This is a genomic window from Streptomyces sp. NPDC017676, assembly GCF_044329325.1.
Lineage (GTDB): Bacteria > Actinomycetota > Actinomycetes > Streptomycetales > Streptomycetaceae > Streptomyces.
In genome coordinates, this window is the sequence record NZ_JBIRJA010000004.1 from 227,567 (window position 1) to 250,743 (window position 23,177).

Here is a 23,177-nt window from a genome sequence, read left to right on the forward strand (position 1 = left end):
ATGCCCGAACTGCCCGAGGTAGCAGCGCTGACGGACTTCCTCACCGAGCACCTGGTCGGACGGCGGGTGGTGCGGGTGCTGCCCGTCGCCATCAGCGTCCTGAAGACGTACGACCCTCCGGTCACGGCCGTCGAGGGAGCCGGGGTGACGGCCGTGCGCCGGTACGGCAAGTTCCTGGACATCGAGACGGACGGCGGGCTGCATCTGGTGGCCCACCTGGCCCGCGCGGGCTGGCTCCAGTGGAAGGACCGGCTGCCGGACGGCCCGCCGAAGCCCGGGAAGGGTCCGCTGGCGCTGCGCGTGGCGCTGGAGACCGGCGAGGGCTTCGACCTGACCGAGGCCGGCACCCAGAAACGCCTCGCCGTGTACGTCGTCCGCGACCCGGAAGAGGTGCCCGGCATCGCCCGCCTCGGCCCGGACCCGCTCGCCGGCGACTTCGACGAGGACCGCTTCGCCGCCCTGCTCCAGGGCGAACGGCGGCAGCTCAAGGGTGCCCTGCGCGACCAGTCGCTGATCGCGGGCGTCGGCAACGCCTACAGCGACGAGATCCTGCACGCGGCGAAGATGTCCCCGTTCAAGCTGGCCGCCTCCCTCACACCGGAGGAGACCCACCGGCTGTACGAGGCGCTGCGCGACACGCTCGCCGAGGCGGTCGAGCGCTCCCGGGGCGTGGCCGCCGGGCGGCTGAAGGCGGAGAAGAAGAGCGGCCTGCGCGTGCACGGCCGTACCGGCGAACCCTGCCCGGTGTGCGGCGACACCATCCGCGAGGTCTCCTTCAGCGACTCCTCGCTCCAGTACTGCCCCACCTGCCAGACGGGCGGCAAGCCCCTGGCCGACCGCCGGCTGTCCCGTCTGCTGAAATGAGCCCGACGCTCGGCGCCGGCCGTCGCGGAGGCCGATGACCACCGCTCCCCGTCGGCACACCCGGCCGCCGATGGTGGGTCCGGGCACCAGGGCGAGATCCACCCGGCTGAGGGCGGCGCCCAGGCCGGGGTCCCGGTGCGGTCACCGTGCCTGCACCGTGACCAGCCGTTTCCCGTCCGTCGTACGGATCTCGAACCGGGCGATCTGGTCCGGAGACATCGCGGCGGCGCCCATGGCGGTGGTGGGCCGGCTGCCGTCGCCCGCGTTGGTCCAGCCGGCGACGACCTGTTCCGTGCCGTCGCGGCCGACCGCGACCAGCCGGCAGGTGTGCGCTCCGGAGCCGTCCTTGACCTCCAGCCGCAGATCGCTGCCGAAGCCCTCCTCCGCGGAGGTGACCCGCGCCCACACCCCGGTGTCCGGATCGGTCGCCGCGGCCACCTGTGCGGCCGGGTCCGTGTGGCCGGCGAACGCCACGATCCCGGGGCCGGCCACGGCCAGCACCACGGAGGCGGCCAGGCCGTACAGCATCCGGCGGCGCCGCGTCCGCCGCAGGCGCGCCAGCTCGCCGAACAGCCGGTCCAGCAGCCGGGGGCCGGGCTGTGCCATGGGGTGCACGAAGCGCGGCGTGGCCCGGCGGTACAACATCAACTGCCGGGTCGTGGCTCCGAATTCGGTCACGTGTGCCGCGCACTGAGGGCACTCCATGAGGTGGTCCTCGAAGCGGAAGGCCTCCGCCTCGTCCAGCACGCCGAGCGCGTACGCGCCGACGTCGCGATGCCTTTCCAGGGACCTCATGCCGAATCCTCGTGCCGAAGGGTGGGGGAAGGGTTACTCGTTGCTCCCACCCGTACGCAGGCGACCGCCGAATCACTCAAGCCGCGCACGAAATCACGGACAAGAGATTCGGAGCGGTCCGGCCCGCGGATTGGTGTGAATTCCGGAAGGTTCAGAAGAGGTGGATCGCGAGGTGCCCGAGGGGCAGCCCGAGCCGCCAGGCGGGGGTCCACACCTTCGGCCCGTCGTCCTCCCCGGACACCGCGCCCCCGCCCGGGACCGCGTCCAGGTCGGGCGCGAGCAGCTCGGTCTCCTCCAGCCAGCGCCAGGCGTCCGCCGCCAGCGCCAGGTCGGGGCTGGGCGTCCCGGAGCCGTCCGCCCGTTCGGTCAGCTCGGCCAGGCGCTCCCGTACCCAGTCCTGCCACGGCTGGTCGTAGGCGGTCAGGGACAGCCAGTTCTCCAGCTGGGAGATCACCCGGATGCCGGACAGCTCCCCGTCGGTGTCGGACAGGAAGACGGTCAGCGCCAGCGCGTCCCGGCCGGCCCGGAACTCGAACGACGTCGGTGGCATCAGATCGCCGGTGCGCAGCAGCTCGTCGGCGATGTACTCGGCGTACAACCAGGCCATCGGAACGGCCAGTTCACCGCCGTCGGCGCCGTCCGTGCTCTCGTGCCCTCTGTGCAGCATCCCTTCCTGCCTTCCTCCGGTGCGTGCGCGTCGCCCGACCCCCGCCGGGACCGCGGCCCCGGTGCCCGCCGGAACGCGGATGAGGACAGCCCATGCCCGAACGGGGGCCGCAGCAAGGCGCTTTACCGAGGTTTGACCCGGCTCCCGGTTTCACCGCAGGTCGGTCGCGTACCCCGGAAGGCCCCGGCGCAGGGCGCGCAACGCGTAATACGCGCGGGATTTCACGGTACCGGGTGGAATCCCCAGGGTCTGCGCCGCTTCCGCCACACTGGCCCCGCGGAAATACACGAGTACCAGTACGTCACGGTGTTCCGGCGTGAGTGTCTTCACAGCCTCCCGGACGTCGAGCCTCGCGGCGGCCCGTTCGGCGTGGTCAGCGGTCACCCGCGCGTTCTCGGGGACCTCGTCGCCGATCTCGGGCGGCCGCGCCTGCCGGGCCCGCCGGGCGTCGATCGCCAGCCGCCGGGCCACGGTGAGCAGCCAGGGCCGTACGGAGTCGTAACCGTCGGCGTGCAGCGCCTCCGGATGCTGCCAGGCGCGCACCAGGGTCTCCTGGACGAGGTCCTCGGCGCGCTGCCGGTCTCCGTCGCAGAGCCTGAACAGCAGGGCGAACAGGGGTCCGCCGTGCTCGCGCTGGAGCGCGGCCAGCTCGTGCTCGGCGGTCGTCGTCCCGGGGGTGAGTGAGGTTCCGGCCGTCATGGCCGTATGGCAGCGCAGGGCGCGGCCGGCGGACAGGGGGCGGACCCGGTTGTGCGACGGACGGTCGAACGCGTCGGCGAACGGTCGGACGAGCGGTACGCCAGGTCCCCGGACGGGCTAAGGACAGCTCTCGTGCCGTTTATCCGACTCATCAGATTCATACCCATATGCCCGAGACGGCTTCATCTGTATATACGACAATCTTGGGGTGAGTTGATGATCGGACGCAGACAGCAGGTGGCCCTGGCCCTGACCGCCGTCCTCGCGGCCGGAGCCGCCTGCCAGAACCAGAACCGGGAGTCCGGCGCGGAAGGACACTCCGCGCCCGCCGCCGCGGACGGCTTCACCCTCGTCGCCTCCGGGGACGTGCTGCCGCACACCTCCGTCATCGAGCGCGCCTCCTTCGACGCCGGCGGCAGCGGCCACGACTTCCGCCCGATGCTCGCCGGCATCCGACCAGTGGTCTCTCAGGCCGATCTGGCGCTGTGTCACATGGAGACCGTCTACGGCGCCGACGGCGACTACGCCGGCTACCCCGACTTCAAGTCCCCGCCGCAGATCGCCCAGGCCCTCGCCGCCACCGGCTACGACAGCTGCTCCACCGCCTCCAACCACGCCCTGGACGACGGCGCCACCGGCATCCGGCGCACCCTCGACGCCATGGACCGGGTCGGCCTCCGGCACGCCGGGACCGCCCGCAACGAGGCCGAGGCCCGCTCGGTCACGCTCCTGCGGGCCGGCTCGGCCAAGGTCGCCCACCTGTCGTACACCTTCGGCACCAACGGCAACGCGCTGCCGCCCGGACAGCCCTGGGCGGTGAACACGATCGACGCCGACCGGATGATCGCCGACGCCCGAGCGGCCCGCCGGGCCGGCGCGGACGTGGTCGTGCTCTCCGTGCACTGGGGCACCGAATGGCAGGACGAGCCCGACCGGCAGCAGCTCACCCTCGCCCAGCGGCTCACCTCCCCGGCCACGGCCGGCCGCCCGGACATCGACCTGATCCTCGGCACCCACGCCCACGTCCCGCAGGCGTACGAGAAGGTCAACGGCACCTGGGTGATCTACGGGATGGGCGACCAGATCGCCGGCGAGATGTACAACGGCGAGGGCGCCCAGGACCCGCGCGGCAACGAGTCCACCCTCGGCCGCTTCACCTTCGCCCCGCCCGCCCGGCCGGGAGAGGCCTGGCGGGTCACCAAGGCCGAGTTCGTCCCCCAGCTCTACGACCTCGACGCCGGCCGGGTCGTCGACCTCAACAAGGCCATCGCCGAGGGCGCCGAGCTGGAGGGGGTGCGCAACCGGATCAGGGACGTGGTGCTCAGCCGGGGCGCCGCGCAGGACGGGCTGGTCATGGCGGAGTGACTACGGCGCCGGCCGCTCCGCCAGCACCGAGCGGCGGTAGGAGTAGCCGAAGTAGACACCGCAGCCGATCACGAACCACACCGCGAACCGCACCCAGGTCTGCCACTGCAGGAACGTGATCAGCCAGATCGAGAAGACGACCCCCAGCGCGGGCACGACGGGCATCCCCGGCGTCCGGAAGGTGCGCGGCAGCTCCGGCTGCCGGTAGCGCAGTACGATCACCGCCGTGCACACCACCACGAACGCGAGCAGGATGCCGATGTTGGTCAGCTCGGCCGCCTCGCCGATCGGTACGAACCCGGCGATGACGGCCGAGGCCAGCCCCACGATCCAGGTTACCCGGGTCGGCACGTGCCGCGTCGGGTGCGTCTTCGCGAACCACCGGGGCAGCAGTCCGTCCCGGGACATCGAGAACCACACCCGGGTCACGCCCAGCATGAACGTGAACATCACGGTGAGGATGCCGATGATCGCGCCGACCGCGATCACGTCCGCCAGCGCGCCCAGCCCCACCGACTTGAACGCCGTGGAGAAGCCGCTCTCCGGGTCGATGTGCTTGTAGTTCTGCATGCCCGTCAGCACCAGGCAGGCCGCCACGTACAGCACCATGGAGATCACCAGCGAGTAGATGATCGCCTTCGGCATGTGCCGCTGGGCGTCCCTCGACTCCTCGGCCGCCGTCGACATCGCGTCGTAGCCGAACACGGCGAAGAACACCGTCGCGGCGCCGGTGAACGCCCCGCTGATGCCGAACGGGAAGAACGGGTGGTAGTTGCGCGTGTCGATGTGGAAGAAGCCCACCCCGATCACCAGCAGCACCACCAGCACCTTCAGCGCGACCACGAACGTCTCGAAGCGGGCCGCGCTGCGGATGCCCTGGTTCAGCAGCCAGGCGATCAGCAGGCAGAGCAGGGCCGCGAACAGGTCGACCCGGTGCCCGGACCCGGTGCCGGGCGCGCCCAGCATCCACCGCGGCAGGTCGGCGCCCATCTGCTCCACCAGGAAGCTGAAGTAGCCGGAGATGCCGATGGCCACCACGGCCACGATCGCGGTGTACTCCAGCAGCAGGTCCCAGCCGATGAACCAGCCCGCGAACTCACCGAGCACCGCGTAGCCGTAGGTGTACGCCGACCCCGCCTTCGGGATCAGTCCGGCGAACTCGGCGTACGACAGCGCCGCGCAGGCGCTCGCGACACCGGCGATCAGGAAGGACACCAGCACCGCGGGCCCGGCCGTGCCGTTCGCCACCGTTCCGGCCAGCGTGAAGATGCCCGCGCCGATGATGCCGCCCACACCGATCGCGGTCAGCTGCCAGAGCCCCAGTGACTTGTCCAGCCGGGTGCCCTCGCCGACCTCCGTCTCCTCGATGTGCTCGATGGGTTTGCGGCGGAGAATCCCCTCACCCGCGCGGAGCCTGTCCATGGGCCTCACCTCTTCGCCGACGGCAAACGGCTGACGGCCGATCATGATGGCCCAGTGAAGACCCCCAGGGAAGACGCCACGCACGGCCCACGCGGAGCCCGGACCCGACGTCCGGCGAGCACGACGGGCCAGTGGCCGGCGACGGTACGGGTGCCGCCCCGTCGCCGGGGTGGATCAAGACGCGCGACGATGGGGACGGGAGGTCGGACCGCCCCGCGCCGGCGATCGGGGCCCCGAGGACCCCGCCCCTACCGGTCAGGCCGGCCGGGAGCCGCGGCAGGCGCGGGCGCCCTGTGCGGCCCGCCGTGCCCCTCGGTGGTCCGTGCGCCGGTCTCACCTCCGCCGAGGCGTCCCCGCGGCGCCGCCCTACGGCACGACCGTGACCGGCCAGCGGCCGGCCTTCACCAGGCGGACCGCCACCGAGCCGATGATCCGGTGGCCGGCCTGTTCCGAGGCGCCCACCACCACCGCGTCCGCCTTCAGCTCGTCCGCCGCCTTCACCAGCCCGTTGTACGGGTCCCCGCGGAAGGTGTGGAACTCCCAGCGCATCTCGAACGTCCCCTTGAGCCGCTCGGCCGCGTCGCGGATCTGCGCGACCAGGTCCTCGGCGATCTCGTCGGTGGTCTCCGCCACCGGCGCCCCGAGCGCCGCCCCGGCCGCGAGCACCGGCTGCACGTACACCACCGCGAGCAGCGCGCGCTGGCGCCGGGCCAGACCCGCCGCGTACGCCGCGGCACGCATCGAGGAGTCGGAGCCGTCCACGCCGACCAGGATGACCTTCGGTCCGTCCGTGCCCCGTTCGAACCGGTGCGCATGCGAGTGCTGCTCGTGATGCTGTTCCGTCACGGCAAGAGGCTATCGGAATCGACCGTTCCTGGTGAACGGCGGTTCACGAGGGGCCGCCGTGCGGGCGGGGCACGGGGGCCCTTTCCGGGGTCGGAGTCATGACCGCCGCCGCGGAGCCGCCGCACGGAGGGCCGCCACGGCGCCGCACGCCCGCCCGCCGGCGGACGCCTCGGTCGGGGCCCGGAGGCCTTCCAGACCCCCTTCGCCACCCTCGGCCTGCTGTGCGCCCCGCTCCCGATCACCAGCCCGCTGCGCCGGTCCCCGGCCGAGCAGGGCCGCCACGGCGAGCCCGCCCGGCAGCACGGCGGGGGGCCGCCATACGGCGCCGCGGCGGGAGACGGCGTGGAACGGAGATCGCCGCGAGGCCGACGCCTGGCGGGACAGCGGGACCGAGCGGCTTCTCCATGGTCCCGGACCGGCTCGGCTCGTGCTGGTCTCCTTCGTGCCCTGGGCCCGCGACGGCGTCTGCCTGGACCTGATGGGCCGTGGCCGGGCCACCCCCCAAGAGGTCATGGAGTTCACGGTCGCCGAACTGCGCTCCGTCGGGCCGAAACTGAACTCCGGGGAAAGGGGCACCCGGAGAGCGGACGGCGGCCCGCCACCACGGCGGGCCCGCCGTCCGTGCCGGTGTCCGGCCCCGCCGGAGGGGACGGGGCCGGGCCCGCCACCCCGGACGCGGGCCCGCCCGACCGGCGGACCCGGCCGCGGTGTTGGTGTACGTGTGGGGGCGACCGCGAGTCCGTCGTGGCCGCTCGCGCAGTACCCCGCGCCCCGGGGGAGCTGCCGTGCCGTCGGCTTCGTGGCACCCGCGCCCTGCCGGCGCCGGTGAGCGGACGGGAGACGCTGACGCCCACTCCGCTGTCCGGGTGTATTACCGCCGCCGCACCGGTGCCGTTGTGGTGCGCCGGAGCCCGGTGGGGCGACTGATGGGTCATGCAGAAGGATCAGTTGTTCACCCGGCGCCGGATGCTCCTCGCCGGCGTCGCCGCCCTGGGAGCGGCGGGCACCGCCGGAGTCGTCCTGGCACAAGGCGGCGAGGAGACCGCCGGGACCGCCGCGGCCCCCGTCGCCGGCCCACAGGCCCGCCAGGCGCTCAAGCCCTCCGCCTTCCGGCTCCAGCCGCTCACCGGAGAGGGGCCGCCACGCGCCGCCCCCCGCAAGCTGAAGGTGCGGAAGGAACCCATCATGCGGGTCTCCACGAGCGGCCGGCACATGGTGCTGACCTTCGACGACGGCCCCAACCCGGCGTACACCCCGCACATCCTGGACACCCTCGCCAAGCACGACGTACGGGCGATGTTCTTCGTCTGCGGGGAGTGCGTCGTGCAGAACAGGGAACTGCTGGCCCGGATGGCCGACGAGGGCCATGTGGTCGGCAACCACACCTGGACGCACCCGCTGCTGACCGAGCTGAACCGCCGTGAGATCCGCTCCGAGATGGAGAGCACCAGCGACGCCATCGAGGACGCCTACGGCGAGCGACCGCAGTGGTTCCGCGCTCCCTACGGCGCCTGGAACCGCGCCGCGTTCCAGCTCGGCGCGGAGATGGGCATGGAGCCGATGGCCTGGACCGTGGACACCACCGACTGGATGGTGCCCGGCACCCGCACCATCATCGACCAGGTGGAGAACGGCGCCGCCCCCGGTGTCGTGGTGCTCTCCCACGACGCCGGGGGCGACCGCTCGCAGACCGTCCGCGCGATCCGCGAGTGGCTGCCCTATCTGATCGACTCCGGATACCGCCTCACCGTGCCGCGCCGGCGCGTGTGACGCCTACCGGCCGTCCCGGCTCCTCCTTCGCCCGCCGGGCCGCGGTGGTTCAGACGACCGCGGCCAGGCGGGCGAAGACCACGACGTTCCCGTCGTAGCCGTTCTGCTTCGAGAAACCGCCGCCGCAGGTGATGACCCGGAGTTCCGGCGCACCCTTCGAGCCGTACACCCGGTCGCCCGGGAAGTTGTTCTTCTCGAAGACCTCGACCCCGTAGATCTCGAACACGGCGGTCTTCCCGTCCTGGCGCAGGACCTCGACCTGGTTCCCCTTCTTCAGCGCCCCGAGGCCGTAGAACACGGCGGGGCCCTGCTTGTTGTCGACGTGTCCGACGATGACCGCGGTGCCCTTCTCACCCGGGGACACGGCGCCGGTGAACCAGCCGGCCAGGCCCGGGTTCTCCGGCGGCGGCGCGGCGACCCAGCCGTCCGCGTCCAGCCCGACCTGTACGACGGGCGCGTCCACCTGGATCGCCGGGATCCGGACCCGCTGCACGGGGGAGAACGGCAGGGAGGCGGGCGCCGGTGCGAGGGTGCCCACGGTGGCGTGGATGTCCGGGGCCGCCGCGGTGGCGGGCTGCGGCGGTCCGACGTCGAATTCGCCCGAACCGTTGCGAATGAGCGCCAGGCCGGTCAGCAGAACAAGCGCTATCACGCCCCAGGGGGCGCGCTTCCTCCGCCGCTCCTCCTCTTCGGCAAGCTGGGCCAGCTTGGACGCAGACATTCGTCACCCCTCTCGACGCGGGCCTCGCCACGTCCCTCGCGCATGGGAAAACGCTAAGTCCCGCGCGTGCGGCGGGCGACGGGTCGAACGGCGAACGGGTGGCCTCGCACCCGGCCGGTGCGCCATCCGAGTTGCCGTTTCCAGGAAATTTCTGACGGTCCGTGACCTGCGGCAATATCCGATTGTGTGGTTGTCCGTCGGCGTGTCGGCTCACCAGGACGGACCATTCTCGACATGCGGGCGTGTTCTGCGCGTCTGAGGGTCTACCCGGGAGGTGTTTTCTCGCCGATCCACCGGGGACGGGACCCGGGGTGCCTCCCGCGGAGGATCACATGCGCAACCAACGCGCCCTGGCCGCGGCGTGCACCGCGGTCGCCGTGCTCGGGCTCGCGGCCCCCGACGCCGTCGCGGACGGCATGGGCAACGGGGGCGGACCGAGCAGCACCGACAACAACGCCACGGTCATCGTGCCCGGTACCGGCAACATCGGCACCTTCAGTGGGAACGGCGTCTTCCCCGGGAACGGGAACTTCAACGGGAACGGGAACTTCAACGGCAACGGGAACTTCAACGGCAACGGCCATTTCAACGGCAACGGCAACGGGAACTTCAACGGGAACGGCCACGGGAACGGGAACTTCAACGGCAACGGCCGGGGCGGCGAGGGCAACGGCCGAGGACACGAAGGCAACGGCCGTGGCGGTGAAGGCAACGGCCGCGGTGGCGAGGGCTTCGGCAACGGTCGCGGAGACGACTTCGGCCGCGGGAACGAGTTCGGCCGCGGGAACGAGTTCGGGGGCCGTGGCGACGACTTCGCCAACTCGGGCGACATCTTCGTCACACCGGACATCGTTTCGGCCGGGGGCCGCCTCACCATCATCGTGAACGGCTGCCGGCGCGGTACGGCGAGCTCCGACGCCTTCGGCACCATCGACCTGGAACAGTTCCACGACGACACCGCGCGGGGTGTCGCCATCGTCGACCGTGACGCCGGCCGCGGCCGCTACGACGTCACCGTCCGCTGCGACGGCCGCACCCTGACCCGTCGCGGTGCCTTCAGCGTCGTCGGCGGCGTCAACGGCGGCTTCGGCGGCAGCAGGACCAGCGGCGCGACGCCCACCGACATGGCCATCGGCGGCGGCCTGGTGGGCGCGGCCGTGCTCGGCAGTGGTGCCTTCTGGATGCGCCGTCGGCACGAGAAGCGCGCCTGAGTCCCCGGTGCGCCGCCGAGGCCACCGGATCCGTCCCCCAGTACGCGCACGTCGGCAGGCCTTCGCCCCGGTTCCTCACGGAAGCGGGGGCGAAGGCCTGCCGTGGCTGCCGTCCCGGTCCAGCGGCGGGCGCCGCTCCGGCGGGACGGCCCGGGTCACCCGGTGATGCCCGGGAACAGGCTCTGGAACGGCTCGGCCGTCACCGCGATGCCTCGGCTGTAGGGCGCGTCGAAGTCCCAGATGAGGAACAGCATGAAGGCGATGGTCGCGGAGAACAGCCCGGCCAGGACCAGTTCGCGCCCGGTGCGCCGGATCTGGAGCGCGAACACCATGCCGATGGTGATCAGCGCGCCGGTGAACAGCCCCCACCACACGACCGGCGGCATGGTGGCCCCGGTGGAGTCGGCGCGCGCGTTGCGCGCCTGGTCGGCGGTGGCCATCTGGTCCAGCAGCGGCTGGTAGGCCTGCGCCTCGAAGTCGTTCTTCGGCTGGTAGTCGGTGACGGCCTCCCGGACCTTGTGCAGCAGTTCGGTGCCGCGGTCCGTGACCCGCTCCTCGTCCGCCATCGTCCGCCACTCGGTGTGGACGACGTAACCGACGTAGGCGTTGACGTCCGCGCGGATCCCGTCCCGGACGTCCGGCGGGTAGACCCGGACCCGTTCCGAGATCTCGTGCAGCGCCTGGGCCTCGGTCTGCACGTGGTCCTGGGCGGTGTTGCGCGCCTCCCACACGCCCGCGATGGCCAGGCCCAGGACGATGGCGTAGATGACGCCGATCCACATCGTCATGTACTCGATGACGTCCGGGGTCTCGTTGGGATCCTCGTCCTCGGCGGCCGCCCGGTGCCGTAGCAGCGTGATGACGACCACCACGGCACAGGCCCCCAGCATCGCGAGGACGAGAACAAGCCAATCCGACAACTGATGCCTCCAGGGAGTGTGGGAGCCGGCGCGTCAGCGCGGGCGCAGCGCCGCCACGGCGACGATCGCGGGGACGGTGATGAGCAGGACGTAGGTGACCGGTGAGGTGTGACCGCGCGTGGGGCGGCTGATGGCGTGGGGGTGGTACTCCGGGTAGCTCACCGGGGTCACGGAGGGCCGTGGGGTGGGCTTGGGCGTCGGCTTCGGCGCGGGTCTCGGCGGTGCCGGCGGTGTGGGGGTGGGGGTCGGCCGGGGCGCCGGGGGAGCCGGGGGCGGAGCGGGCCGGGCGGGCGGTCGCGGTGTGGGGGCCGGCCTCGGCGGCGGTTTCGGCGTCGGCCGGGGCGGCGGCGTGGGAGTCGGCGTCGGAGTCGGCGTCGGCTCGGGCGGGGGCGGCGGCTTCGGCGGCGGGGTCGGTGTGGGAGTGGGCGTCGGAGTCGGGGTCGGCGTCGGCGGACACGGTGGCGGGGGCGGTTTCGGACAGGGCGGATCGGGCCAGTGGTGGCCGCCGGCATGGGCCACCGCCACCGTGCCGTCCGGGCCCGTGGAGGCGTACGCGCAGGCGTCGGCCGACGCGCCGCCGGCCGGCCAGCCCACCAGGGCCCAGGTCAGCGTCAACAGGGCCAACACCCGCGTGGTGGGCGCGCATCGGGTCACTTCGGGTCCAGGCACGACGAGATCATGAGGCCCGGAAGGCCGCCGTACCCCACAGTGGGCCGAGATTGCTCCGAAAGAGGGAGATGGGGCGATCGGAGGTTTGACGAGCGGAAGAGTCCGCTATCGCCCCATGTGTCCCTCTGGTGCTCCCGCTCCTGCCCGGGCACCACACAGCACCGCGGAAAGAATTTCCGGCCGCCGTTGAACACCGGGGCCCCTCCGGTGCGTACCCATGGCCGTGCGGCGGCACATCAGGGCGCTGCAATATCCAGGCGATAATGGGGAGTTGACGATGAAGACCTCCTGGCGGACCGCCTCACTGGTGGCGACAGCCGCTTCCGTGCTGGCGCTGACGACGGCGTGCGGTCAGGACAATGCCACCACTCCCGCGTCGGCGGCCCAGAACGTCGGGGCCACCGCGGCGGCCGGCGACTACGGCAACCCGGGCGGCGGCACCTCGCCGGGCGCCGGCAACGGCTACGGCGCCGACGGCAACCAGAGTTCCGCTTCCCCGGCCCCGGTCACCCCCGCGGGCAAGCTCGCCGTGGCCAGCAACCCCCAGCTGGGCAGTGTGCTGACCGACGCCGGGGGCCTCACCCTCTACCGGTTCGACAAGGACACCGCCAACCCGCCCGCGTCCAACTGCGCCGGCGACTGCGCCACCACCTGGCCGCCGGTCCCCGCCGACGACGCCACCGCCGGCGCCGGCATCGACAAGGCCCTGCTCGGCGAGGTCACCCGCGCCGACGGCTCCAAGCAGCTCACCGTCGGCGGCTGGCCCGCCTACCGTTACGCCAAGGACGTCAACGCCGGTGACGTCAACGGCCAGGGCGTGGGCGGCAAGTGGTTCGCGCTCGCACCCACCGGCAAGAAGGCCAAGCTGTCCGACCTGCCCGGCCTGTCCGTCCGCAAGGACGCCAAGCTGGGTGACATCGTCGTCGACAAGAACGGCATGACGGTCTACCGCTTCATGAAGGACCAGGCCTGGCCGAAGTCCGTCTCCAACTGCACCGGCGCCTGCCTGGAGAAGTGGCCGGCGGTCGGCCCGGTCAACGCCGACGACACCGAGGGCGTCAAGAAGAAGGGCCTGATGCCCTTCACCCGCCCCGACGGGGTGAAGCAGATGACCGTCAACTGCTGGCCCGTCTACACCTTCTCCGGGGACAAGGCCCCGGGCGACACCAACGGTCAGGGCGTGGGCGGCACGTGGTACGCCGTCTCGCCCGACGGAAAGCCGGTCGGCGCGCCGGGCGACTGATCACCTCCCCAGGTCGATCGCCCCGCCCGCCCCGGCGCGCGGCCGAAGATCCGCCCCCTCCGCACCGCACGGAGGGGGCGGATCGTTGTGTGCGGTGAGCCGGGCGCCCGTACAGCCGTCACACAGCGGGGTCATACGGGCACTTGCCGCAGGCAGTGACCGGGAACGGACGGTCAATTTCCGGTTCGGGTCGCTCCATTGGCGGGCGATCAGTAGCCTCAGCTCGAACACCGGATCGCCTGCCCCCGTCCACGCCTTGGAGAGATACATGGAGCGTCCCGCCTGGGCCCCACGGAGCATCGACATCTCGGTGCCCAGCGTCTCGCGGATCTACGACTACTACCTGGGCGGTTCGCACAACTTCGAGGTCGACCGGGAAGCGGCCCGCAAGGCCATGGAGTTCATGCCGGGCCTGCCGAAGATCATGCAGGCCAACCGGGCGTTCATGCGCCGGGCCGTGCGGTTCGCGGCGGGGGAGGGCATCACCCGGTTCCTCGACATCGGGTCCGGCATCCCCACCTTCGGCAACGTCCACGAGGTGGCGCAGGCGGCCGTACCGGGCGCGCGCGTGGTCTACGTCGACCACGACCCGGTGGCCGTCGCGCACAGCCAGGCGGTCCTGGCGGGCAACGACGACGCCGACGTGGTCGCGGCGGACCTGCGCAAGCCCCAGGACATCCTCTCCAGCCCTCAATTGCACCGCCTGATCGACCTGAATCGGCCAGTGGCCCTCCTCCTCGTTGCCATACTGCACTTCGTGGAAGACGCGGACGACCCGTACGGTGCGGTGGCCGAGCTGCGCGAGGCACTCGCGCCCGGCAGCCTGCTGGTCCTCACCCATGCCTCGTACGAGGGAATCCCGCTGCCCGCCGAGCGGGCCGGGGGCGCGGTGGACGTGTACAAGGACATTCGCAACCCGCTGATCATGCGCTCGCGCGAGGAGATCGCGCGGTTCTTCGAGGGGTACGACATGGTGGAACCCGGACTGGTGCCGATGCCGCGCTGGCGCCCGGACTCGGCGCCGGAGGACGAGGATCCGTATGCCTTCTCCGGATTCGCCGGCGTGGGGCGTACGGCGTGAGCGCGGAGCCGGACGAGCCGGAGGACAGACTGCGCCGGCTGACGACGATCTGGAGCCGGGCGCTCTTCCCGGTGACCTCCACGTCACTGACCCGCGCCGAGTTCGAGGAACGACTCCTGCCGCTCGCCCGCCGGTTGAGCGAGCTGCTGCGGGCCCGCAGCTTCGACGCGGACGCGGCCAAGGCCGTCGGCGCCGCCCTGGTCGGGGCGCACTGCACCGACCCCGAGGCACTGGCCCGCACCCTCGACTGCGTCGACGCCTATCTGGTCCTGTACTGCGGCGAGGGCGGTCCCCAGGACGAACTGCGCATCCGCTCCTCCCGGTTGCAGCACGCCATGGCCGCCGGCTACGCCCAGGCGCTGCGCGAGCGCACCCTCGCCGAGCAGGAGGCCATCGCCCAGGCCGCGTTGCGGGCCCAGGGCGTGGTGGCCCAGGCGCTGCACGCGAGCGAGGCCCGCTTCCGCGCGGTCTTCGAGGGCGCCGCGATAGGAATCGGCATCGCCGACCTCGACGGCAACGTCCTCCAGGTCAACGAGGCGCTGCTGCGCATGTTCGGCCTCTCCGAGCAGACCCTGCGCGGCCGGCGTGTCCAGGACTGGGTCCACCCCGAGGACGCCCCGCAGACCTGGCGGCTCTACGACGAACTCGTGCGCGGCGAGCGCGAGCACTACCACGTCGAGAAGGCCTTCAACCGCCCCGACGGGACGGTCCTGTGGACCAACCTGACCGTGTCCCTGCTGCGCGACGCCGACGGCGACCCGCAGTACCAGCTCGCCCTCATGGAGGACACCACCGAGCGCCGGCTGCTCAACCTCCGGCTGCGCTACGAGGCCACGCACGACGCCCTCACCGGCCTGCCCAACCGCTCCCTGTTCTTCGAACGGCTGGAGAAGGCCCTCAGCGCGGGCGAGGGCCAGCGCTTCGGGCTGTGCTACCTGGACCTGGACGGCTTCAAGACCGTCAACGACAGCCTCGGCCACGCGGCCGGCGACCGGCTGCTGGTGGAGGTCGCCGACCGGCTCCAGTCCTGCGCGACCGCGCCCGGCGAGATGGTCGCCCGGCTCGGCGGCGACGAGTTCGTGGCCCTGACCACCGGCCCCGGCACCGAACGGAAGGTGGACGAACTCGCTGAGCGCATCATGAACGCGCTGGTCACCCCGATCAGCATCGACGGCCGCGACCTCATGGTGCGCGGCAGCCTCGGCATCGTGGAGGGCCCGGCCGGGGAGCGCACCGCGGCCGAGGTCCTGCGCAGCGCCGACATCACCATGTACCGGGCCAAGTCTGCGGGCGGCAACCGCTCCGAACTCGCCGACCCCGAGGCCGACGCCCGCGCCATCACCCGGCACGGTCTGACCACGGCCCTGCCGACCGCGCTGGAGCGCGGCGAGTTCTTCATCGAGTACCAGCCCCTGGTCCACCTCGGCGACGGCAGCGTGCGCGGCGCCGAGGCCCTGGTGCGCTGGCTGCACCCGCAGCACGGCGTCCTCGGCCCCGACCGTTTCATCCCGCTCGCCGAGCACACGGGCCTGATCGTCCCGCTCGGCCGCTGGGTCCTGGAGGAGTCGATCCGCCAGGCCCGCGCCTGGCGGGAACTGCACGGCGAGCAGAAGGCGGCCGGTCCGCTGCGGATCAACGTCAACCTGTCCCCGTGCCAGCTCAGCCATCCCGGCCTGGTGCAGGACACGGTCGACATCCTCGAACGGTCGGGCGTCACCCCGGACGCGCTGTGCCTGGAGGTCACCGAGTCCGCGCTCATCGGCGCCGACGACGACCTGCTCAAGCCCCTGCGCCGGCTCGCGGAGATGGGCGTCGACATCGCCCTGGACGACTTCGGCACCGGCTACTCCAACCTCGCCAACCTGCGCCGCCTGCCGGTGAGCGTCCTCAAGCTGGACCGCTCCTTCACCCAGGGCATGCAGCAGTTCCCCGCCGACCCCGTCGACCTGAAGATCGTGGAGGGCATCGTCTCGCTCGCCCACAGCCTCGACCTGGCGGTCACGGTCGAGGGCGTGGAGACCGGCGCCCAGGCCGAGCAGCTGCGGATACTGGGCTGCGACACGGCCCAGGGCTGGTACTACGCCCGCCCGGGTCCGCCGGAGAGGCTCCACGACCTGGCACTGGTGGACGCGAGGGGCTGACCGGCCGGAGCCGCGCCGCCGTCGCCCTCCCGGGCCGCCGCGGCGACGGCGGCGGCCGCCCGGACGAGTGCCGCGGTGGCCGTGGAGCGGGACTGCTGCGGCCAGGCGACCGCCAGCAGCGAGGGCGGCGCGTCCGGGACGGGCCGGTAGACGACACCCGGGCGCGGATAGCGGTCGGCGACGGACGCCGGCAACAGGGCGACCAGCTCGCCCAGGGCGACACGGGTGAGCAACTGGGCCAGATCGCGGCCCTCGTTCCGCATGCCCTCCAGGAACCGGTGCACATCCCCGGGACGCAGCCCCAGATCGGCGAGGAGGACGTGGTCGCGGGCGGCGAGCGGGTGGCCCGCGCCGAGCACCGCGACCCGCGGCTCGGCGATCAGGGTCTCGCTGTCCAGGCCGGTCCGGTCGAAGGGCTCGTGGATCAGCGCGGCGTCGGCCTCGCCGCGCCGCAGCAGCCGCGGCTGTTCCAGCCAGCCGCACAGCCGGACCGTCACCGGGGCGGCGGCGGGGTCGGTGCCGTAGCGCTCCAGGACGGGCTCCAGCAGTCCGGCGTCGCCGTCGGCCTTGACCGCCAGGACCAGCTTCCGGTCCGGGTCCGCCGCGCGCCGGGCCCGCCGCCCCGCGGCCTCCAGGGCGTCCAGCGCGAACCGCGCCTCCGGCAGCAGCTCTTCGCCCGCGCGGGTCAGGGTCACGCTGTGGGTGGTCCGTTCGAAGAGGGTGACCCCGAGCTCCGCCTCCAGGCGGCGGATCGCCCGGGACAGCGGCGGGGCGGAGATGCCCAGCCGGTCGGCCGCGCGGGCGAAGTTGAGTTCCTCGGCGACGGCGACGAAGTAGCGCAGCGGGCGGGACTCCACGGCTTCGCCCTCCCTTCGGCGGTGCCTTCGGCTCGGTATCGCTGAGCCCGGTATTGCCCTGAGGGTAACAACCCGGAGCCAAGCGGTCCTTCAGTTGCCGGGCGCCGGACGGCAGGCTCGAACACGCCCCCCTCCCGTCCTTCCAGGAGATTTCCGTGATCCTTGTCACCACCCCGACCGGCCAGATCGGCAGCCAGGTCCTCGACTCCCTCCTCGACGCCGGGGACGCGGCGGGAGAGGTCCGCGTGATCGTTCGCGATCCGGCGCGCCTGTCCCCGCGCGTGCGCGCCCGCGTCGAGGCCGTCACCGGCTCGCACGCCGACCCCGGCGTCACCGCCAAGGCGTGCGCGGGCGTCGACCGGGTGTTCTGGCTGGTGCCGCCGGCGCCCACCGCAGACAGCGTCGACGAGCACTTCCGTGCCTTCACCCGGTCCCTGGTCGACGCGATCCGCAGCGAGGGCGTCGAGCGGGTCGTCGCCGTCTCCACCCTGGGCCGCGGTGTCGCCCGCGACGCCGGGCAGATCTCGGCCACGCTGGCCATGGACGACGAGATCCGGGCCACCGGGGTCCACCACCGGGCGCTGTGCCCGCCGTACCTGATGGAGAACCTGCTCCACCAAACCGCGGCGATCCGCGACAACGGGGTGATCGCCATGGCGACGTACGGCGACCGGGTGCTGCGCACCTGCGCCACCCGTGACATCGGCGCGACAGCGGCACAACTGCTGCTCGACGGTTCCTGGACCGGTCAGGCCGACGTCCCGATGGTCGGTCCCGACGCGCTGACGCCCGAGGGCATGGCACGCGTCGTCTCCGAGGTGCTGGACCGGCCGGTCCGCTTCCGGCGGCTCAGCGGCGCGGAGTACCAGGCATCGGTGCTGCGGCACGGCGCGAGCGAGAACTGGGCCCGGGCCCTGGCCGACCTCGCGGCCGCTACCGCCGAGCAGGGCTTCTACGGCAGCGCGGCGCCCAGCACACCGAAGACCGCGCCCACGTCCTTCCGCCGCTGGTGCGAGGAGGTGCTCAAGCCGGCCGTACTGACGCCACCGTCGGCCTCGTGAGTCACCGGCCGCGCCACTCGCCCCACCGGGGGCGCCCCGCCGGCCACCCGAGGCCACCGGCACCGCCTACCGCTCCAGCAGCATCCGTTGCAGCTCCCGGGCCGCCCGCGGCGGAGCCACATCGCTGCGGTGGGCGAGGGCGATGGTGCGGTGCAGGCCGGGGCGGGCCAGCGGGGTGACCCGCAGTCCCCGGCCCGCCCGGGCGGCCACCATCCGGGGTACGACGGCCACGCCGAGCCCCGCCCGGGCGAACCCCAGCACCGCGTCCATCTCGCCGCCCTCCACCGCGAAGTCGGGCTCGAACCCGGCGGAGCGGCACGCGGCGACGGTCAGTTCCCGCAGGTCGTACCCGTGCCGGAACATCACCAGCCGTTCCCCCTCCAGGTCGGCGATCTCCACGGCCCGCCCGCCCCGGCCGGGTTCCGGCGCCTCCGGCGAGGACACCACCACCAGGTCCTCGCGCAGCAGCTCCACGGTCGTCAGCGCGGGCGCGGGCGTCGGCAGCGGCAGCACGACGAGCGCGAGGTCGAGCGCGCCGCGCGCCAGCTGCCGCACCAGGTCGTGGGAGCCGCCCTCCTCGATCAGGAGCTGGATGCCGGGATACCGGTCGTGGAAGGCCCGCAGCACGTCCGGCAGCAGGCCCGTGCACAGGCTCGGTGTCGCGCCCAGCCGTACCCGCCCCCGCCGCAGCTGCACCAGTTCCTGCACCTCGTGCCGGGCGGTGTCGGCGTCGGCCAGGATGCGCCGGGCCAGCGGCAGCAGCGCCTCGCCGGCGTCGGTCAGCGTGATGTTGCCCCGGGCGCGCAGGAAGAGATCCGCGCCCAGTTCCCGTTCCAGCGCCTTGATCTGCTGGGACAGCGAGGGCTGGGCGACATGGACCAGCTCGGCGGCCCGGGTGAAGTGCCGGGTCTCGGCGACGGCCACGAAGTACTGGAGCTGCTGGAACTGCACAGCACCAAGAATAGCTCCAGCCTATGGAAACGAGCTGCACCATGTCTTGGACCGATCGGCTCCTCCGCCCCTAGCGTTCTGTTCCATGGCTCTGGCAACGCGGACGGACCGACGGCCGTCCATGGCGCGCACGATGTGGGACTCCTCCGTCGGCAAGAAGACGGTGATGGCCGTCAGCGGCGTGATCATGCTGCTGTACCTGGTCGCGCACATGATCGGCAATCTGAAGATCTACTTCGGCGCGGGTGAGTTCAACCACTACGCGCACTGGCTGCGCACCGTCGGCGAGCCCTTCATGCACTACGAGTGGACGCTCTGGCTCATCCGGATCGTCCTCGTGGTCGCCGTGGTGGCCCACGCCACGTCCGCCTACCAGCTCAGCCGACGCGACATCAAGGCACGGCCCAGCAAGTACGTGCACAAGAAGCCGCGGGCGAGCTACGCGACCCGCACCATGCGCTGGGGCGGCGTCGTCCTCGGCCTGTTCATCGTCTGGCACCTCCTCGACCTGACCACCGGCACCGTGCACTCCGGTGGCTTCCAGGAGGGCCACCCGTACCAGAACGTGGTGGACACCTTCTCCACCTGGTACGGCAACGTCATCTACATCGTCGCGATGCTCGCGCTCGGCCTGCACATCCGGCACGGCTTCTGGAGCGCCGCCCAGACCCTCGGCGTCGGCAGCCGCAGCCGCGACCGCGCCCTGAAGACCCTCGCGAACGTCCTCGCGCTGCTGCTCACGGCGGGCTTCATCGCCGTACCCGTGGGCGTCATGACCGGAGTGGTGAGCTGACATGACTACCTACGCCGACTACGCGACCGGCGCGCCGGTCACCGACACCAAGGCCCCCGCCGGTCCCGTCCACGAACGCTGGGACAAGCGCCGCTTCGAGGCGAAGCTGGTCAACCCCGCCAACCGCCGCAAGCACACGATCATCGTGGTCGGCACCGGCCTGGCCGGCGGCTCCGCCGGCGCCACGCTGGCCGAACAGGGCTACCACGTCGTCCAGTTCTGCTACCAGGACTCCCCGCGCCGTGCCCACTCCATCGCCGCGCAGGGCGGCATCAACGCGGCGAAGAACTACCGCAACGACGGCGACTCCATCCACCGGCTGTTCTACGACACCGTCAAGGGCGGCGACTTCCGGGCCCGCGAGTCCAACGTCCACCGGCTCGCGCAGATCTCCGTCGAGATCATCGACCAGTGCGTGGCCCAGGGCGTGCCGTTCGCCCGCGAGTACGGCGGCCTGCTCGACACCCGCTCCTTCGGCGGCGTCCAGGTCTCCCGCACCTTCTACGCCCGCGGCCAGACGGGCCAGCAGCTCCTGCTGGGCGCCTACCAGGCGCTGTCCCGGCAGATCGCCGCCGGCAACGTGGAGATGCACCCGCGCACCGAGATGCTCGACCTGATCGTCGTCGACGGACGGGCGCGCGGGATCGTGGCGCGCGATCTCATCACCGGGAAGATCGACACGTACTTCGCGGACGCCGTCGTCCTCGCCTCCGGCGGCTACGGCAACGTCTTCTACCTGTCGACCAACGCGATGAACTCCAACGCGACCGCGATCTGGCGGGCGCACCGGCGCGGCGCGTACTTCGCCAACCCCTGCTTCACCCAGATCCATCCGACCTGCATCCCGCGCACCGGCGACCACCAGTCCAAGCTGACGCTGATGAGCGAGTCGCTGCGCAACGACGGCCGCATCTGGGTGCCCAAGGCCCAGGGCGACACCCGCCCGCCGAACGAGATCCCCGAGGACGAGCGCGATTACTACCTGGAGCGCATCTACCCGTCCTTCGGCAACCTCGTGCCCCGGGACATCGCCTCCCGCGCCGCGAAGAACGTCTGCGACGAGGGCAGGGGAGTGGGCCCCGGCGGGCAGGGCGTCTACCTGGACTTCGCCGACGCCATCCGGCGCATGGGCCGCAAGGCCGTCGAGGCCAAGTACGGCAACCTCTTCGACATGTACCAGCGGATCACCGACGAGGATCCGTACGAGGTGCCGATGCGGATCTACCCGGCCGTGCACTACACGATGGGCGGCCTGTGGGTCGACTACGACCTCCAGACCACGATCCCCGGCCTGTTCGCGATCGGCGAGGCCAACTTCTCCGACCACGGCGCCAACCGGCTCGGCGCCTCCGCGCTGATGCAGGGCCTGGCCGACGGCTACTTCGTGCTGCCGGCCACCATCAACGACTACCTGGCCCGCAACCCGCACCAGGACCCCGTCACCGAGCAGCACCCCGTCGTCCAGGAGGTGCTGGCCGAGACCGAGGACCGGATCAACCTGCTGCTGGCCGTGGACGGCGACCGCACCCCGGACTCCTTCCACCGCGAACTCGGCGAGCTCATGTGGGAGTTCTGCGGCATGGCCCGCTCCGACGCGGGGCTGCGCAAGGCGCTGGAGCGGATCCCGCAGATCCGCGAGGAGTTCTGGCGGCGGATCAAGGTGCCCGGCACCGGCGAGGAGTTCAACCAGTCGCTGGAGAAGGCCAACCGGATCGTCGACTACCTGGAGCTCGCCGAGCTGATGTGCCTCGACGCGCTGCACCGCACCGAGTCCTGCGGCGGCCACTTCCGCGAGGAGTCCCAGACACCGGACGGCGAAGCCGCCCGCAAGGACGACGAGTTCTCGTACGCCGCCGCGTGGGAGTTCACCGGCACCGGCGAGGCGCCCGTCCTGCACAAGGAAGACCTGGTCTTCGAGTACGTCCATCCCACCCAGCGGAGCTACGCATGAAGCTCACCCTGCGCGTCTGGCGGCAGAAGAACGCCGACGCCGAAGGAGCGATGTCCACCTACGAGGTGGACGGCATCTCGCCCGACATGTCCTTCCTGGAGATGCTGGACGTCCTCAACGAACAGCTCATCCTCTCCGGTGAGGAACCGGTCGCCTTCGACCACGACTGCCGCGAGGGCATCTGCGGCGCGTGCTCGCTCGTCATCAACGGCGACGCGCACGGGCCGGAGCGGACCACCACCTGCCAGCTGCACATGCGGTCCTTCCAGGACGGCGACACGATCGACATCGAGCCGTGGCGGGCGTCCGCGTTCCCGGTGATCAAGGACCTGGTCGTGGACCGGTCGGCGTTCGACCGGATCATCCAGGCCGGCGGCTACATCACCGCGCCGACCGGATCCGCGCCCGAGGCCCACGCCACGCCGGTGCCGAAGGCCGACGCCGACTTCGCGTTCGAGCACGCCGAGTGCATCGGGTGCGGGGCGTGCGTCGCCGCGTGTCCCAACGGGGCGGCGATGCTGTTCACCTCCGCCAAGGTCAACCATCTGAACGTACTGCCCCAGGGCGCGCCCGAGCGGGAGACGCGGGTGCTGGACATGGTGGCGCAGATGGACGCGGAGGGATTCGGCGGGTGCACGCTGACCGGTGAGTGCGCGACCGCCTGCCCCAAGGGCATTCCGCTGGTCTCGATCACCAGCATGAACAAGGAGTGGCTGAGGGCTGCCCGCAAGGCGGGCAAGAGGTAGCACCCAAGAGCGTTCGCCGATCGGTGGACGGGCGGGGCCGGGAGTGGTGCTCCCCGGCCCCGTCTGGCTTTCCCGGCCCCGGTGGGGACGAGGTGCCACCCGGCCCACGCGCCACCGTCGCCGTGATCGTCGGCGCCTGCGTCGAGCGCGGTGCCGACGCCTCCGCGTGCGGGCCGGGCGCCTGCTTGCCGGGTGCGGGAGCGAGGGCGCGTGACCGGGCACGGGTGACCGAGAACGTCTGACGGAGGACGGCCGACCCCGCCGACCCCGGCGTTCACCACCCCCACATCCCCTCTCCCGGCACCGGTCACGCGCACGCCAACCGGCCTCGGAAGAACAGGAGTGGCGGGCCGTACGCACCGGGCCCGCCGCCTCTGTCGCCGACCCGGCCCGTGCCCAGGAGA

At 72.1% G+C, this 23,177-nt stretch carries 22 protein-coding genes; 12 read left to right on the forward strand and 10 right to left on the reverse strand.

Annotation, left to right across the window (positions count from 1 at the left end; translation table 11 throughout):
* Nucleotides 1–864 carry an Fpg/Nei family DNA glycosylase gene (locus tag ACH4LD_RS11090; RefSeq protein ID WP_398053928.1) on the forward strand — a complete coding sequence of 288 codons (864 nt, stop codon included), beginning with the start codon at nucleotides 1–3 and terminating at the stop codon, nucleotides 862–864.
* Nucleotides 865–1,005: 141 nt separating this feature from the next.
* Here the strand turns inward: ACH4LD_RS11090 and ACH4LD_RS11095 are convergent, their stop codons facing one another.
* From ACH4LD_RS11095 to ACH4LD_RS11105, 3 genes are all read right to left on the reverse strand, one after another.
* Nucleotides 1,006–1,659: a zf-HC2 domain-containing protein gene (locus ACH4LD_RS11095; protein ID WP_398053929.1), complete on the reverse strand. Its 654-nt coding sequence runs from the start codon at nucleotides 1,657–1,659 to the stop codon at nucleotides 1,006–1,008.
* Nucleotides 1,660–1,810: 151 nt separating this feature from the next.
* The gene (locus ACH4LD_RS11100) at nucleotides 1,811–2,326 is read right to left on the reverse strand and encodes a hypothetical protein (protein ID WP_398053930.1); all 516 of its coding nucleotides are present in this window, start codon (nucleotides 2,324–2,326) and stop codon (nucleotides 1,811–1,813) included.
* A gap of 150 nt (nucleotides 2,327–2,476) precedes the next feature.
* The gene (locus tag ACH4LD_RS11105) at nucleotides 2,477–3,025 is read right to left on the reverse strand and encodes a sigma-70 family RNA polymerase sigma factor (RefSeq protein WP_132788936.1); all 549 of its coding nucleotides are present in this window, start codon (nucleotides 3,023–3,025) and stop codon (nucleotides 2,477–2,479) included.
* 216 nt (nucleotides 3,026–3,241) lie between these two features.
* Between ACH4LD_RS11105 and ACH4LD_RS11110 the strand changes: the two genes are divergently transcribed.
* Nucleotides 3,242–4,390: a CapA family protein gene (locus ACH4LD_RS11110; protein WP_398053931.1), complete on the forward strand. Its 1,149-nt coding sequence runs from the start codon at nucleotides 3,242–3,244 to the stop codon at nucleotides 4,388–4,390.
* On the opposite strand, the gene ACH4LD_RS11115 is transcribed toward ACH4LD_RS11110, so the two are convergent.
* Nucleotides 4,391–5,812, reverse strand: coding sequence for an amino acid permease (locus ACH4LD_RS11115; RefSeq protein WP_398053932.1), 1,422 nt, complete (start codon nucleotides 5,810–5,812; stop codon nucleotides 4,391–4,393). It abuts the gene before it with no gap.
* Nucleotides 5,813–6,178: 366 nt separating this feature from the next.
* A complete protein-coding gene (locus tag ACH4LD_RS11120; RefSeq protein ID WP_398053933.1) occupies nucleotides 6,179–6,658 on the reverse strand; it encodes a universal stress protein in 480 nt (159 codons plus the stop codon).
* A gap of 933 nt (nucleotides 6,659–7,591) precedes the next feature.
* Between ACH4LD_RS11120 and ACH4LD_RS11125 the strand changes: the two genes are divergently transcribed.
* Nucleotides 7,592–8,428, forward strand: coding sequence for a polysaccharide deacetylase family protein (locus ACH4LD_RS11125; RefSeq protein ID WP_132788933.1), 837 nt, complete (start codon nucleotides 7,592–7,594; stop codon nucleotides 8,426–8,428).
* 49 nt (nucleotides 8,429–8,477) lie between these two features.
* On the opposite strand, the gene ACH4LD_RS11130 is transcribed toward ACH4LD_RS11125, so the two are convergent.
* Nucleotides 8,478–9,149, reverse strand: coding sequence for a class F sortase (locus ACH4LD_RS11130; protein ID WP_398053934.1), 672 nt, complete (start codon nucleotides 9,147–9,149; stop codon nucleotides 8,478–8,480).
* A gap of 332 nt (nucleotides 9,150–9,481) precedes the next feature.
* On the opposite strand from ACH4LD_RS11130, the gene ACH4LD_RS11135 reads away from it, so the two are divergent.
* Nucleotides 9,482–10,360: a hypothetical protein gene (locus ACH4LD_RS11135; protein WP_398053935.1), complete on the forward strand. Its 879-nt coding sequence runs from the start codon at nucleotides 9,482–9,484 to the stop codon at nucleotides 10,358–10,360.
* Nucleotides 10,361–10,515: 155 nt separating this feature from the next.
* Here the strand turns inward: ACH4LD_RS11135 and ACH4LD_RS11140 are convergent, their stop codons facing one another.
* Together ACH4LD_RS11140 and ACH4LD_RS11145 are read right to left on the reverse strand one after the other, a co-directional pair.
* A complete protein-coding gene (locus tag ACH4LD_RS11140; protein WP_132788931.1) occupies nucleotides 10,516–11,280 on the reverse strand; it encodes a DUF4239 domain-containing protein in 765 nt (254 codons plus the stop codon).
* A 33-nt stretch (nucleotides 11,281–11,313) separates the two neighbouring features.
* Entirely contained in the window at nucleotides 11,314–11,442 is a 129-nt protein-coding gene (locus tag ACH4LD_RS11145) for a hypothetical protein (RefSeq protein WP_258055832.1), read from the reverse strand.
* A gap of 22 nt (nucleotides 11,443–11,464) precedes the next feature.
* Here ACH4LD_RS11145 and ACH4LD_RS11150 point away from each other — a divergent pair, with 22 nt between their 5' ends.
* The 4 genes from ACH4LD_RS11150 (at nucleotide 11,465) to ACH4LD_RS11165 (ending at nucleotide 16,414) form a co-directional block, all read left to right on the forward strand.
* On the forward strand, nucleotides 11,465–11,962 hold the full coding sequence (locus tag ACH4LD_RS11150; protein ID WP_398053936.1) for a hypothetical protein: 498 nt from the start codon (nucleotides 11,465–11,467) through the stop codon (nucleotides 11,960–11,962).
* Between the two features lie 264 nt (nucleotides 11,963–12,226).
* Nucleotides 12,227–13,192, forward strand: coding sequence for an SCO0930 family lipoprotein (locus ACH4LD_RS11155; protein WP_398054130.1), 966 nt, complete (start codon nucleotides 12,227–12,229; stop codon nucleotides 13,190–13,192).
* A 268-nt stretch (nucleotides 13,193–13,460) separates the two neighbouring features.
* The gene (locus ACH4LD_RS11160; RefSeq protein ID WP_398053937.1) at nucleotides 13,461–14,273 is read left to right on the forward strand and encodes an SAM-dependent methyltransferase; all 813 of its coding nucleotides are present in this window, start codon (nucleotides 13,461–13,463) and stop codon (nucleotides 14,271–14,273) included.
* The gene (locus ACH4LD_RS11165; RefSeq protein WP_398053938.1) at nucleotides 14,270–16,414 is read left to right on the forward strand and encodes a putative bifunctional diguanylate cyclase/phosphodiesterase; all 2,145 of its coding nucleotides are present in this window, start codon (nucleotides 14,270–14,272) and stop codon (nucleotides 16,412–16,414) included. Before ACH4LD_RS11160 ends, ACH4LD_RS11165 begins: the two co-directional genes overlap by 4 nt.
* On the opposite strand, the gene ACH4LD_RS11170 is transcribed toward ACH4LD_RS11165, so the two are convergent.
* On the reverse strand, nucleotides 16,351–17,271 hold the full coding sequence (locus ACH4LD_RS11170) for a LysR family transcriptional regulator (protein WP_398053939.1): 921 nt from the start codon (nucleotides 17,269–17,271) through the stop codon (nucleotides 16,351–16,353). The two genes, ACH4LD_RS11165 and ACH4LD_RS11170, sit on opposite strands and share 64 nt — an antisense overlap.
* A 155-nt stretch (nucleotides 17,272–17,426) precedes the next feature.
* Between ACH4LD_RS11170 and ACH4LD_RS11175 the strand changes: the two genes are divergently transcribed.
* Nucleotides 17,427–18,332, forward strand: coding sequence for an NAD(P)H-binding protein (locus tag ACH4LD_RS11175; protein ID WP_398053940.1), 906 nt, complete (start codon nucleotides 17,427–17,429; stop codon nucleotides 18,330–18,332).
* A gap of 66 nt (nucleotides 18,333–18,398) precedes the next feature.
* On the opposite strand, the gene ACH4LD_RS11180 is transcribed toward ACH4LD_RS11175, so the two are convergent.
* Nucleotides 18,399–19,283, reverse strand: a complete 885-nt coding sequence (locus ACH4LD_RS11180; RefSeq protein WP_132788926.1) for a LysR substrate-binding domain-containing protein — start codon at nucleotides 19,281–19,283, stop codon at nucleotides 18,399–18,401.
* A gap of 121 nt (nucleotides 19,284–19,404) precedes the next feature.
* Here ACH4LD_RS11180 and ACH4LD_RS11185 point away from each other — a divergent pair, with 121 nt between their 5' ends.
* The 3 genes from ACH4LD_RS11185 to ACH4LD_RS11195 are packed head-to-tail and all read left to right on the forward strand — an operon-like array spanning nucleotide 19,405 to nucleotide 22,773.
* Entirely contained in the window at nucleotides 19,405–20,076 is a 672-nt protein-coding gene (locus ACH4LD_RS11185) for a succinate dehydrogenase (protein WP_398054131.1), read from the forward strand.
* Between the two features lies 1 nt (nucleotide 20,077).
* Nucleotides 20,078–22,027: a fumarate reductase/succinate dehydrogenase flavoprotein subunit gene (locus ACH4LD_RS11190; protein ID WP_398053941.1), complete on the forward strand. Its 1,950-nt coding sequence runs from the start codon at nucleotides 20,078–20,080 to the stop codon at nucleotides 22,025–22,027.
* Entirely contained in the window at nucleotides 22,024–22,773 is a 750-nt protein-coding gene (locus ACH4LD_RS11195; protein WP_398053942.1) for a succinate dehydrogenase/fumarate reductase iron-sulfur subunit, read from the forward strand. Before ACH4LD_RS11190 ends, ACH4LD_RS11195 begins: the two co-directional genes overlap by 4 nt.
* Nucleotides 22,774–23,177 lie beyond the last annotated feature (404 nt).

Excerpts from the sequence above, each read along its gene's own strand:
- ACH4LD_RS11090 (WP_398053928.1), top strand. The coding sequence starts at position 1 with ATGCCCGAACTGCCCGAGGTAGCAGCGCTGACGGACTTCCTCACCGAG.
- ACH4LD_RS11095 (WP_398053929.1), bottom strand. The coding sequence starts at position 1,659 with ATGAGGTCCCTGGAAAGGCATCGCGACGTCGGCGCGTACGCGCTCGGC.
- ACH4LD_RS11100 (WP_398053930.1), bottom strand. The coding sequence starts at position 2,326 with ATGCTGCACAGAGGGCACGAGAGCACGGACGGCGCCGACGGCGGTGAA.
- ACH4LD_RS11105 (WP_132788936.1), bottom strand. The coding sequence starts at position 3,025 with ATGACGGCCGGAACCTCACTCACCCCCGGGACGACGACCGCCGAGCAC.
- ACH4LD_RS11110 (WP_398053931.1), top strand. The coding sequence starts at position 3,242 with ATGATCGGACGCAGACAGCAGGTGGCCCTGGCCCTGACCGCCGTCCTC.
- ACH4LD_RS11115 (WP_398053932.1), bottom strand. The coding sequence starts at position 5,812 with ATGGACAGGCTCCGCGCGGGTGAGGGGATTCTCCGCCGCAAACCCATC.
- ACH4LD_RS11125 (WP_132788933.1), top strand. The coding sequence starts at position 7,592 with ATGCAGAAGGATCAGTTGTTCACCCGGCGCCGGATGCTCCTCGCCGGC.
- ACH4LD_RS11130 (WP_398053934.1), bottom strand. The coding sequence starts at position 9,149 with ATGTCTGCGTCCAAGCTGGCCCAGCTTGCCGAAGAGGAGGAGCGGCGG.
- ACH4LD_RS11135 (WP_398053935.1), top strand. The coding sequence starts at position 9,482 with ATGCGCAACCAACGCGCCCTGGCCGCGGCGTGCACCGCGGTCGCCGTG.
- ACH4LD_RS11155 (WP_398054130.1), top strand. The coding sequence starts at position 12,227 with ATGAAGACCTCCTGGCGGACCGCCTCACTGGTGGCGACAGCCGCTTCC.
- ACH4LD_RS11160 (WP_398053937.1), top strand. The coding sequence starts at position 13,461 with ATGGAGCGTCCCGCCTGGGCCCCACGGAGCATCGACATCTCGGTGCCC.
- ACH4LD_RS11185 (WP_398054131.1), top strand. The coding sequence starts at position 19,405 with ATGGCGCGCACGATGTGGGACTCCTCCGTCGGCAAGAAGACGGTGATG.
- ACH4LD_RS11190 (WP_398053941.1), top strand. The coding sequence starts at position 20,078 with ATGACTACCTACGCCGACTACGCGACCGGCGCGCCGGTCACCGACACC.
- ACH4LD_RS11195 (WP_398053942.1), top strand. The coding sequence starts at position 22,024 with ATGAAGCTCACCCTGCGCGTCTGGCGGCAGAAGAACGCCGACGCCGAA.